General features: G+C 67.1%; 6 protein-coding genes and 1 pseudogene. 5 read left to right on the top strand and 2 right to left on the bottom strand.

Features of this window, described 5'->3' with window-relative positions:
• Window positions 1-844 precede the first annotated feature (844 nt).
• A complete protein-coding gene (locus AB0D10_RS37785) occupies window positions 845-1,405 on the top strand; it encodes a hypothetical protein (RefSeq protein ID WP_360264792.1) in 561 nt (186 codons plus the stop codon).
• 472 nt (window positions 1,406-1,877) lie between these two features.
• Window positions 1,878-2,216 (top strand): ATP-binding protein, encoded by a 339-nt coding sequence (locus AB0D10_RS37780; protein WP_360264789.1) that lies wholly within the window; start codon window positions 1,878-1,880, stop codon window positions 2,214-2,216.
• 1,427 nt (window positions 2,217-3,643) lie between these two features.
• On the opposite strand, the gene AB0D10_RS37775 is transcribed toward AB0D10_RS37780, so the two are convergent.
• A complete protein-coding gene (locus AB0D10_RS37775; RefSeq protein WP_360264787.1) occupies window positions 3,644-4,354 on the bottom strand; it encodes a DUF2637 domain-containing protein in 711 nt (236 codons plus the stop codon).
• A gap of 5,580 nt (window positions 4,355-9,934) precedes the next feature.
• Here AB0D10_RS37775 and AB0D10_RS37770 point away from each other — a divergent pair.
• The 3 genes and pseudogenes from AB0D10_RS37770 to AB0D10_RS37760 form a co-directional block, all read left to right on the top strand.
• Window positions 9,935-10,330: an ATP-binding protein gene (locus AB0D10_RS37770; RefSeq protein WP_360264784.1), complete on the top strand. Its 396-nt coding sequence runs from the start codon at window positions 9,935-9,937 to the stop codon at window positions 10,328-10,330.
• A 47-nt stretch (window positions 10,331-10,377) separates the two neighbouring features.
• Complete coding sequence (locus AB0D10_RS37765; protein WP_360264781.1) at window positions 10,378-10,686, top strand: hypothetical protein; 309 nt, start codon at window positions 10,378-10,380, stop codon at window positions 10,684-10,686.
• 478 nt (window positions 10,687-11,164) lie between these two features.
• Window positions 11,165-11,299: pseudogene (locus tag AB0D10_RS37760) on the top strand (IS5/IS1182 family transposase); the annotation flags it as partial.
• Between the two features lie 345 nt (window positions 11,300-11,644).
• Here the strand turns inward: AB0D10_RS37760 and AB0D10_RS37755 are convergent.
• Complete coding sequence (locus tag AB0D10_RS37755; RefSeq protein ID WP_360264779.1) at window positions 11,645-12,067, bottom strand: hypothetical protein; 423 nt, start codon at window positions 12,065-12,067, stop codon at window positions 11,645-11,647.
• Window positions 12,068-12,184: the final 117 nt, after the last annotated feature.

Below are 12,184 nucleotides of genomic sequence, written 5' to 3'. Positions count from 1 at the left end.
CAGCGCGGCAGCCTCCAGGCGCACGGCCTCACGGCGCTGACGTGCCTTCGCTGTCAGCCCGCCCCCATCCGCATATCGCATGCCAGACGGTCTACGCCGACAGGTGACCGTCCGTCAGTAAAACGGCAGATCCATCACCCCAAAGAGCAGATGTCAGTAAAGGGCTCTTACCTGCGCTTTTGCGGTCAGGCTTGCATTTGATGCATGATCGCGCGCCCAGTGAACCAGGGAGGGCGGGTCGCGTGAGAGGTCTGAGCGAGGGGTCCGCGCGGCTCGTGCTGCTCGACGGCGTCGCGCTGCTGCACCCCGAGGACGCCGTGTTCGACGGCATGCTGGACGGCTGGGCACATCAGCAGCTCGGCGGTCGGCGGTCGGCGCCTGCAGCCGGACACGGTCCGGGGCCGCCAGCAGCTCGTGCGCCGGTTCAGCAAGTTCACCAACGCCTACCCCTGGCAGTGGTCCGCCGCCGACGTTGACGAGTGGATGACCTATCTGATCAGCGAGCTGAGGCGGGCCGAGTCGACGATCCGCGGCTACCAGACCACGCTGCGGCTGTTCTGCGACTACATCACCTCGCCGCACTACCAGCGGCCGCAGGAGTGCGAGACCCGCTTCGGCACCCACCCCGTTCAGATCTGCCACGAGTGGAACACCGCGGCCCACCTCGTCGACTACGAGGGCGACCCGGAGCGCCGGCCGATGACGCGCGAGGAGATCCAGCTCTTCCTCTACTACGCCGACGACCAGGTCGACCGTGCAATCCGGCTCGGCCGCAAGGGCGCCCTGGCGGCCTACCGAGTTCAGGCCCCGCCGGGCCCGCATCGTCTCCGAGTAGGCGGATTCCGTGGCCGACCACCTGCCGCGGTTCGCGGCCGAGCCCGAGCGCGTCATCGTCGAAGCCGTCCTGACGGCCGATCCCCGACTGCCGGCCGCCGACGTCGAGGCCGTCCTGGTCGCCGCCGTGCGGCGCCGACCCGACCGGCGCCAGCTCGCCGAGGCACTGGACGCCGACCCCGAGCTGCTGACCGGCTGGCAGGCCGTCCCGAAGACGCTCGTCTGGGACAACGAGCCGGGTGTCGGCCGGGGCAGGCCGACCAGCGAGTTCGCCGCCCTGGCCGGCCTGCTCGCCACCCGGCTGCTGTTCTGCCGGCCCCGCGATCCGGAGGCGAAAGGCCTGGTGGAGCGGGCCAACGGCTACCTGGAGACCAGCTTCCTGCCCGGGCGCACGTTCACCGGGCCCGGCGACTTCAACGCCCAGCTGGCCGCCTGGCTGCAGATCGCCAACCGGCGCCGGCACCGCACCATCGACGCCAGACCCGTCGACCGGTGGGAGACGGACCGGGCAGCCATGCTTGCGATCCCGCCCGTTGACCCGCCGGCCGCTTCGCACACGTCTGGGCCGTGACCACGACATCCGCGTAGACACCAACGACTACTCCGTCCACCCCCGTGCGATCGGCCATCTCGTCACGGTCCGGGCGGACACCGAGCAGATCACCGTAACCTGCGGCGAGAACGTGGTCGCCCGCCATGCCCGTTGCTGGGCCCGCCACCAGTCGATCACCGACCCGAGCACGCTGCCGCGGCCGGGCACCTGCGCCAGGAGGTCCACCGGCACCACGCCGCCCGCGCACGCACCGCGGCCCAGGCTCAGCTTCTGGTGCCCGCCGGCATCGAGGTCGAGCAGCGCGAGCTGGCCACCTACGACCGCATCTTCACCCTCATCGAGGGCGGAGCCGGAAAAGAGGACCCCTGATGACCCCGACCCCTGCCCCCGCCGACCAGAGCACCACCACCGCCACGAGCGACCGTCCGAGGGCCGGAAGGCCCGCACCGGGCGGCAGACCGCCGCCGACCTGGCCTTCCTTGCCCGAGCGATGAAGGCCCCCGCCCTGCTGGACGCCGCCGAGCGCCTGGCCGAACGCGCCCTGGCCGAGTCCTGGACCCACCTCGAATACCTCGTCGCCTGTCTGCAGCGCGAGGTCGCCGCCCGCGACAGCCATGGCGGCGAGGGCCGCATCCGCGCCGCCCGCTTCCCCGCGATCAAGACCCTCGAGGAACTCGATCTCGCCCACCTGCGCGGCCTGACGCGCCAACAACTCGCCCATCTGGGCACACTGGACTTCATAGCCGCCCGCGAGAACGCGATCTTCCTCGGGCCTCCGGGCACGGGCAAGACCCACCTGGCCACCGGGCCACGACTGGCCCAAAACTGAACCGCTGGAACCGGCCCGTTTTGAGCCGTCGCCGACAGTCCCACACCCCGCGTCCGCAGAGCAAGTAGTCGGCGCTGTCGGTGAGGGCCCGGGAGCAGGTGGAGAGCTCCGGGGTTCCCCGGACGTCTTCTGAGGAGAGCGCCCACTCCCGATCGGTGACGGCGCGGTGGGCTCGCGCTGCTCGGAGAGGCGGTGTCCGGCCGGTGCCCTGAACCCGCGCCGGTGCCCGGTTGACGTACGACCAGCCGGCTTCCCGCCGAATGGCGAGGTTCTGCCGCCTGTGCGGCATGGGACGGCGGTCAGTTCGCCGGAAATCTCGGGAGTGGCGGCAGGCTCTTGGTGAGTCCGGCCCCGCCACCGAACGTGTGGGCGGGGCCGGCTCGCCGCTGGGTGGGTCAGCAACCGCTAGAGCAGCCAGCCGAGGAAGGCCACGATGTTACCGAGCAGAGTGAGGAGCATGAGTGTCGTTCCTTTCGATTCCGTCGGAGCATGGTTACCGGCCATACGAGTTCAGCGCCGGGGCGTGGCTACGGTCTGCAGCCCTTAGCACGCACTCCGTAGCTACCCGCGCCCAAACGTGAGATCACCCGAAAGGGGGAAGATTCACCCTATTGGGCCAACCTGATGTGACCCGCCTCGTCACACCAGGTTGGCTGCCGTTACCCAGGGGCAGCCACGTGGGCGGGGTGGAGAGCGCAGCGATCGCCACCGACCCGTGAGTCCCGCGTGGGAATCGGATCGGCGGCAGCTTGATGCGAGAACCCACTCGGTGGGCCTGGGGTGTGAAGCGTGGTCGCTGTCGGGCCGAGAATCGGGAACGGCACAGCCGCCGCAGTGCTCGGCCCGAAGCCACAGTCGGACGCCGCCCCACCGACCCGCGTGTCGACGCGGAGCAGTGCGGCGGCGCATGGCTTCCTGGCAGAGAAGGGGCGTGTCAGCGCGCATCAATCCCCTGCGGTCGGACTACCGGTCAAAACGGGGATGCCGACGGTCCCGGACCGGTCATGGTTGCCGCACCAGAGCCATCGGCCTCGGTGTCGCGCTCGGCATCAAGGTCTACGCTTTCCGGCACGGAAATGGCGATGCACGGGACGCTACTCCTGTGGCAATGGCTCCGACGGGCGGCGTATTTCACCGGTCATCGCCATGCGCGCGATGATCACCTCGAGCGCAGATCTCGGGCTCTCGTGCGGGCGGGCGGGCGGGCGGAGAATTTCAGTACATTGTGACGACGTTCGCAGGCCTGCGCACTGCGCACCGTCATCCCAGGCTTATCATCCTGGGAATCAAATGTCGAATTGGCCGGGCCTCGCAGCGATTGGGAATTTGCCAATCCACCACCCCTGAGGCGATGGCAGGACGCCCTCAGTCGAATGTCGGAGACATCGGACAACCCCTCCCGGTGATTCCCCCGTGTTGTTCACGTGCTACCGAGATGCCCGATGCGAAGGTTTCTGCCGGCGCTCCTCCTGGGGCAATTGCCGGGTTGCGATCAGCTGGCGCACCATCTGCTGCAAGGACACCACAGCCGTCACCGGCGGAAGGCCCGCGACCACGGCCTCAGGCATGGTGCAGGGCGTGTTGACGATGCACAGGAGACTGGCGATCCCAGCGAATACCAGGATTACCGTCCAGGAATTCCCCACCTTACGTCCTCCCAGAGCGGCGCGCAGTACGGAGAGGGATGCAACCATCCACGGTCCGTAGACGACGACCGGCCAATACTGGGACAGACCCCTCGGCAGCTGGGAGAGAGCCACGTCCTGCAGAGGATGATAGGAGATCATCCAGCCGAGGATGCACACCACAGTGACGATCGTTGCCGTCAGGAATCCGATGACGGATCCCACGATGTCGGGCTGGCGGCGTGCCGGGCGGGGGCGATGCTCCCGGCGGTCGGCGATTAGATGGGGCCGGAACCCCATGGCCGACGGGCCGACTTCTTCTTTGACCGCTTCCGCAATCGAAGGATGCGGCTGCAGCCCTGGATCGACCCAGCCATTGACGACCGGATAAGACAGGTCGGCGGACAGCTGTTCCGAGTGCGGCCAATGGGGCTGGTTGTGTATGACCCCGTCATCGGGGATGAATCCAGTTGCGTAGTAGGAGTTGTAATCGATGTCTGTTGACTCGTACACAGCAGAGCTCCTGTTCGCGTGGTCGTGAGGGTCGCGGTCAACAGTCTCAATTAGTCCTCCCATTCCTCTGATCGGCAAAGTCGCGTCGAGAATTCAAACTCAAGTCGACGCAGGATGCGGAAGAGTTCGGCCAGCTGGCGTGAGCAATGCGCCAGGACCACGCGTTCGCCATTCTTCACGAGGTAGCCGATTTCCATATCTCCAGCGGCATTCCTCCGGTCCGGAACGAATAGCCAGTTGTCGCCGGCACTGCAGATCCTGTCCCGCTCCAGCAGCAATGGAAGAGGAGGCTTGACTGTTGGACTCATGCCCCGACAACGATGGGCTAATCAGCGAGAAATGTACGGCATCCGGGTGTCCTGAAATATGCTCAGGCTGTCGGCGCTCAAAGATTTTACCCAGGTCGCCGAGCTCCTCGTTCGAGCGTGCAGCGGTCCTGTGGCTGGCCTCGGATGGGAGCGGTAGAGGCAAGCGCGACCACCGCCGCTCGCTCAGCTTCCCCTCTTTCCCGGCGGGATGGCCTCGAGCGGCGCCAGATACTCTGCAATTCTCCCCAGCGAGGCGCGGCTGCGCGCGGAGGCCGTCGGCGGGTCGGCCCTCGGGCGGACGCAGGGCCACCGTTGCACCCCTTCCGGTTCGGTTATCTGATTGATGGAAGCTCAGATTGCTTGAGATGATGGCTGGTTGCGTGTTTCCCGTGTGGGTGCGCTGGTGACAGGACTGCTTGATGCCGCATCATGGCCGTCGGCACGAGCTTTGGTGGCGACCGACGCGGCTGCGTCCCGCAACGTGATCAACCGGCGGTCTGCCAGGCCGACTCGTGGCTGGCCGGCGGTGACGTCCTGTCGCAGCCGCGGCATCTTCGGTTGACCGTGGGGTCTGATCGTGGCCCCCGAAGCCTTCCGCGCGACGGCTGGGAAACGGGCGTGTTTGAGCTGTCCGTGGTGCCGACTCGAACGAACTGCTGCCCTCGTGGACAGATGTAGGGGGCTCCGACGATGAGTCGTGCACGAGAGGTATTCACACTCTGTGACGAAGGGGGTACTCTTGGTCAAGGCTTGGCTCAGTCATGGATCAGCCGTCCGGACTCTGGTGAGTCCGGACGGCCGTGGGGCGCAGTCGGTGCGACATCGCTGTTCCAGATCACCCCTCAGGCGCCTGGACCCGAAACCGCGTCAGGCAGAAGCGACCAGTCGTGATCACTTCTCTTCTGTTCGTTCGACCCTCTTCAATCACGTCGCCCCCCTGTGGGGAGGTTTTGACATGACCTAGCAGCATCGAGACGGTTTGGTCCGCACCACCGGACCTTCACCGTCTGTGCACCAGGCACATGCTTCGGTGTCTGAACGCCCTGCATCCGTCGTCGCTGACCACATGCCTAGGCCGACGACGGAATCCACCGCTGCCTCGGCCCGTCTGCACACTCGGGACACGGCGAGAACCTGTGTCCTGACGGGCCGTTGCCTCCTCACACGTCCGTAAGTAGGCACTGCCATTTTGCATCACCGAATCAAAAACTACCAGGCAGCCCGCGCCCACGTCGCGAGTCGTCGCTCCGTCCGTCCAAGGGGAGGGCACAGAGTCCTGAATGAGAGAACCCTCCAAGGACCTCCCCGAGCGGGCTGTCGCGCGCCAGTGACCACCGCTCAAATGGAGGCGACCGGGGAAAGAATCGCCTCGGCCACTTTGGGACCGTCGTCGATCAATCCGGGTGTCGATGGGCGGTCGGACCGGCCGGGCCGGGAAGTGAGCGAGCGTCGGGCTTTCGGCGGTGCTCCGTGATTCCGCGATACTCGGGCACCGTGTGCACGGAACCGGCCGGCAGCCCCGCGCCTGCTCGCGGAAAGGCGCGTGCGCCCGGGCAGAGCGGCCTGCCCGCCACCCGGTTCCCAGCGGCGTGGCTCAGTGACAGGGACTTGACCGGCGACCTGATCCGGGTCGTGACGCTGGTGCAGGACTACGGCTGGAAGTCAGGACTCTGCTTCGCCGCCGACGAGACCATCGGGCGACAGCTAGGGTTGTCACGGGGTGGTGTTAACCGCCTAATCGCCAAGGCAAAGGCCAAGAGCCTGGTTCGGGCGTCTCGAAATCCTGTCACCGGAACCATGAACCGACGTGTTCGTCCACTGGCCGACGACGAGCTGGCCGTGTGCGTGAGTTCATATGCCCGGGCGTATCTGGCCGGCACTCGGTTCAAGGTCTATGCCCTGCTTGCCCTGCGGCAGCACTTCCCCGAATCGACTCCTGTCGTGCGAATCGCACGCGAGTGCCGGATAAAGGAGGCTACGGCCCGCGAAGCGGTGGCCGAACTCCTGGCCCAGGGCTGGGTGAGCAGAGGAGCCGGCGAGAAGAGGGCGTACAGATACGTCGTCCATCCCATGCCCGTCCGCGTACCGAACGGGCAGCCCGAGTCTCGCCCGAGCGGATCCGTCCCCACGCTGCGATCCGTGAACGGGTCGGCAGGCCATGGTGTCGAGGTCGTCGACTCCGGACCGTATGCCCATCAGGGCGCCTCGCTCGACATGTGCCGGGAGAGCGCCGGTTCGGTGACAGCCGATTCCCCCGGTCCGGTGACACCGACCACCCCCGATCCGGTGGCAGAAACACGATCCTTCCAACATGACTTGCTGAACATGTCGGCGGTGGTGGGCGGTTGCCTGTCCCCAGAACCGGAAACTGTGCGCGCCCGCACGCGAGGGCACGCGGCGGGTGCCGGGGAAGACGGAGCAGGCCCGGAGGGACGCGACAGGTGGCAAACCGACCGGAAGATGATCCAGTCGATGACCGACGACCAGAGGCGATGGGGACGGCAAGCCGCGTCGTCGGCTCTGAGCCGCCTGCCGGGGCAACTGGCTGACCGGCTGACCGAGCGACAGCTCAACCTCTTCGCTCAGCACATTGTCGCAACATTCGCCGACTACGGCACATGCCCCGATGTCCACGGCGCGGTGATTCTCAAAGCTCTCGAGTCGGCCTGGGAGTTCGCGCGGCGCAGGGAGCCAGTCGGCGCTGTGCCGTGGTCTTCGGTGGTCTCCCCGCTTCTCTGGCTGACCGGGGTCGTCGACCGGGCAAGCGAGACGGTCACGGCGACCAAACCGGTCCGAAGCCCCGAGTGCGTACTGTGCCGCGGGCCCCTGATCGTCCGCGACGCGGACGATCCGAAAGCCTGCCGTTCCTGTGGTCCCGCCGCCGCCGCTGAAGCCTGCCGCCGGCTTCGGGAGCAGTGGGAGCTGTCCGGTCACCAGCCGGACGCGCAACCCCCGAGCGACCCGCTCACGGTGCGGATCGCGCCCGCTCCGAGCGAACTGTCCGGTCGGTCGGCGGCAGAGGGCGACGACTCGGAGGGAACCATCCTTCGTCGGCGGCTTGCCGCTCGCCGGCTCGAGCGGGAACGAACCTGCGCCAGGTTCGGCGAGGCTTTGCCGGCGGCCCACACCGCCGCTGCCGGTCAGCGGCGCCAGGGCGCCACCGAAGCCGACCATCAGGCGGGCACCGATCGAGGAAGCGCCGACGGGGCGCGTGAGCACGGGACCGGGCTCCGTGACGTGCCCCCGGAAGCCGTAGCGGCGTCTGATCCTGCTGTGCGGGGGGACGGCCGACCCGATGCGGGGAAGACCGGCATGGCCGCCACGACACGACCGGGGCCCGCGAGACGCCACCGTGGAACGTCCCGCCATGTCTACCCTTCCGATGGCCGGCCAGTTGCTCCCCGGCGCTCGAGGCCGACTGGGGCGTGGGGACCTGCTCGTGCGTCCCCGCGGCCGGACCGGAGGTCGGAGACTGCCTGCGGAGTCCGCCGTGGTCATCGCCGATTGCAGGCGTTGTGTGGACTGTGTCCGGGTGTGCCACCGGCGGTAGAGCGCCTACGTTTTGTCCGGACGTCAGTACGTGCACTTTGGACACGAGGGAGGCCAATCGTTTCGTGATCTTGGGATCCTGAAGAGCTGCATGCAGGTCGGCTGATCCCGGGACGCAACCCCACAGAAGCACGCGGCAGCAGCCTCGTCACGGCATCCGGAGTCGCCAGGCCCGCGACCGCACTCCAGCCGTCAATCTGCCTGACACGCGGCCATGGCCCGACGTGGATGTTTCCAGCGTCAGCGATGCCGGGAACCAGCCCGTCGAGATCCTCACCCCGAATCCGGCAATTGCTATGCCGTACGTCAGAAGTCGGCTCGGGGACCGTGGGCGGTGGTGTGGACAGGACCTGCGAGGCTGATCGGGGTCGTGCGAGCCATCGGACCACGGTGCCGATCAGCGCCCATCGGCAACATTCGTCTCGCTGCGAGGTCGCGATCAGTGCGTCCGGATCACTGTCGCGGATCCCGATCGGCTCCCGCATACGGTATTCCGTGATCATCGGGCACTCGCCTTCAGATATGCTGTCCAGTTTCCCGAGCAAACAGTACTGAATGTGAAAATTTCCTGACCGAACGGCTTCCGGTCCGTTCACACAGGCGATTTGCATTTTCGGCACACTCGGCCATACGGGTGAATCGACCGGTCGGGGGATTGCGATTATTTCGGCTCGATGAGTAACTGGTTACATCCGAACCGGGTGGGTCACCCATCCTCTTCGGGGGAAGTCGCTGCCGTGTCCGCCAGCGCTTCCGGCTTGCGCCTGATCGTTGAGGAGGCGCGTCGCCGTACCCCCGGTGGAGGAATTTGGATCCGCGGGCCGGTGCGAATTTCGTCGCACCGGTCCGCGTCGGCTCACAGGGGCTTCTCCGCAAGGGCCGACAAATGCAGTCTCTCCAGACGGGCATACAGGTGTGCGCAGTCCGCCGGCCGGTCTTCTGCCCTCGGCGGTCGCTCTACTTCCGGCCTGTCAGGCACCCGGCCGGCGCGAGCGCGGCGCCGCGCAAGTCGTCGGGATCAGACTGACGATCAGCGACCGGACAGCGGAGGCGTGTCGGCCGTCCGGCCGAGGTCGGATGGGCCTGGCCGTATTCCCACCGGGGTGCTGTGCTGGCAGCGGCTCCTGCCGGGACTGACTGCCGGCCCGACGGAACGGCTGATTTCGGCCAGGTCGGTGTGGAATTTCGTGAGCGAGTCGGCCGCTGGTGTGCGCCCGAAGGGAAACCTGCCCAAAAGGTCCGCCGAAGACCAGGACCAATGGCCCTGACTGTCCGCCATTCGCCGTGAAGCCTGGACTTGACGGGGCGAAACGAGCCAAGTTCATTCCGCCCGGTCATCGGTAGCAAGAACTCTTCTTACCGTCACACTAGGCGCTGCATCGCGCAAAACACGCCCCCCTTTTCTTGCGGCGGAACACTTCCCCGCGGATAATCTATTTCTGATTGATTTCCACCAGTCCGGCGCCCGCTCGGTTGACTGTTCCGGCCTTCCGATGGGGGGAGGTGCCCTGGACGGACCGAGTCGCGCCGGCAGCCGCTCTCGGCTCGTGAGCCGGGAAGCGACCACGCCGTTCACCGAGGAGGAGATTTCACTGACCACCGCAGAGATCAATGGACGACCGAGAAGAGCTCGTGCCGAGGGCGTCCTGAGTCACTGGGCCAGGGGCCGGCCGCTGTCCTTCAGGCTGTCTCCCTCGGTCGCGCAGTACCGATCTCGCGGCGGTTGGCAGGGCTGTGGCTGGACGCCGAGGACGTTCGGGCCGACCGTGCCCGGGCCCCCTTACTGGTGATTTCCGAACTCGTCGCCGATGCCCTCGAGCACTCCGACAGCACGCACCCCCACCGTTTGGTTGCGCGTCGGACCGCAGACTGGATCCTGCTGGAGGTCCGTGATCGGGGGAAGACCTCCGCCGTGCCGCGGCTGCACCGCGGAACGCCGGACGATGACCACGGCAGAGGCCTGGCACTCGTTGCGGATTGCGCGCAGCAGTGGGGACGCGGCTCGGCACGGACAGCCACCGCTCGGTGTGAGCCGCCGTCCCGCTGTCCGGTGGGAGCACCGCCGCGTGCTGACCGTTCAGGGCCAGTCGCGATCCGACGGGGTCGGGCGGCGCACTGAGCTCAAGCCCCGATCCTCCATTGCGCACATCGTTAGTAGGAGAACCCATGCCCAACAGCATCGAGAGCCGTGAGATCGTCAACAGCGTGATCAACTCGGTGGCCCGGCTCGACCGCGACGCCCTGCGTCGCCTCGATCCCGAAAGGCTCAGCGCGCAGTTCAACGCACGTCTGGAGCTCGAGGACTACTTCCACGCACTGTGGGAGCATCTGAAGGACTGTGGTGAGCGCCCAGCCGTCCGCACGGAATACCAGCCGCTTGCCGCTGTCCTCGACCTGCTCGCGGGCTTGAGCGAGAACGCCATGTTGGCCGACGGCGTCATGCAGCAGGACCTGTTCCGTCAGCCCCAGCAGTGACAGGCTCCTCCGGAGGCAGGTGCCGGGGGCTGGCCGGAGGATGCTGCCGTCGATCGCTTGTCGTCTACCAGTATCCGGTACCTGCCGGTCCCGGCCACCAGCCTGCCGGGCAAGCCGAGGTCGGGTTGAAGGCCATCGGGCTGCACGAGGTCGGGTTGAAGGCCATCGGACTGCAGGATCGTACGCCCGCACTTCGATGGCGTTGAGCCTGTACGAGCCAGCCGTCCAAGGTGCCCCAGGCACGCCGATGAGGGCAGATAGCGGCGGTCAAGGGTACGGGGAGGATTCCCGTGTTCGGAATGCCGAAGCCACGGCGGCTCGGCGGACCCGGGGATCTGGGAGGACACCGTGCGGGTCAGCGCGGTCTTGCCGCGTAGGCCGGTTCCCGGGTGTATGACGCTCTCCCCGATGCGCTCCATGCCTGACAGGGATCGGGGAGGAGCACCTCACCCTCGACCAGGACGTGACAACGCTGGTCCGGGCCCGGGTCGAGCACGTCCTCTCACGGATAAGGAACTGGATCATCCCGCGAGACCGCTGCCTGCGCGGAGCTGGCACGCACCAGGCCATGCCCGAAGGTGCGCGGCTTGACAACCTCGCACCCAGTGGATGAAGCCGGCCCCGCTTCACCGTGAACTCCTCACGCCCGCACAGTGTGATGAGGCTGCACGGCGAGGTGGAGACGGCAACCACCTCGCCGGTCGTCGGCAGCCTTCGCGGACGACGTAGACAACGGTGACCTCCACCGGGCAGGCCGAGCTCGTCCGTCGCCTCAAAGACAGGGGCTTTGTCGACCAGCGACCAGCGACCAGCGTGGTCGTGCCTCGTCCGCGAACTTGAACCCCCACCCGGGGAAGGGCTCATCGTCCACCTGACGGACGGCTTCACCACGCAGCTCGGTCACCAAGGCCCCCACACCCGGGCGGGTCAACAACGGCTACCCGTATGCCGCGAGACCTCACACTTCGGAATACGAGACGATCTCCAAGGCGTCCGTCAACGCGGCCGCCACGGCGTCCTCGCTGGTCAGCGCAGCGACGGAATCGCCGATCGAGTTGGACACCGCCGCGCGGATGCTGTCGGTCCTCGCGGCGATGATGTCCGTGTGGACCTGGTCCGGCTGGCAGATGCAGTCGTGCCTCGCTCGGGCAAGGATGACGAGGGTGCGGATGTTGTAGGCGCGGGCGTCGGCAGTGTTGCCGGCGATGTCGGCGTCGATGGCGGCCGCGTTGCTGTCGAGAGCGGCCGTGAGGTCGGCGGCGCACGCCGACACCTGGAGCGCGGTGGCTTCCGCGGCCTGGGCTGCGGGGGCGATGGCGAGGGCGGTGCCGAATGCGATGGCGACGGCAACGACACTGGCGGAAAGACGAGAACGGATCATACGAATCCCCTCCGAAAAGAAGCGTTCAGGCCGACGCGGCGTCGGCCTGAACGGAACGTAATGCACCGCCAAGGGCGAGCGGCAGGGCGTGCAGACCGGCAGGATGGTGCGAAGAAT

This window comes from Kitasatospora sp. NPDC048545, from assembly GCF_040651155.1.
Classification (GTDB): domain Bacteria; phylum Actinomycetota; class Actinomycetes; order Streptomycetales; family Streptomycetaceae; genus Kitasatospora.
The sequence above is the reverse complement of the archived record's forward strand: the minus strand, read 5'-3'. Positions and strand labels throughout refer to the sequence as shown.

Coding starts and splice junctions, on each gene's coding strand:
- AB0D10_RS37755 (WP_360264779.1), bottom strand. CDS start 12,067: ATGATCCGTTCTCGTCTTTCCGCCAGTGTCGTTGCCGTCGCCATCGCA.
- AB0D10_RS37765 (WP_360264781.1), top strand. CDS start 10,378: ATGCCCAACAGCATCGAGAGCCGTGAGATCGTCAACAGCGTGATCAAC.
- AB0D10_RS37780 (WP_360264789.1), top strand. CDS start 1,878: ATGAAGGCCCCCGCCCTGCTGGACGCCGCCGAGCGCCTGGCCGAACGC.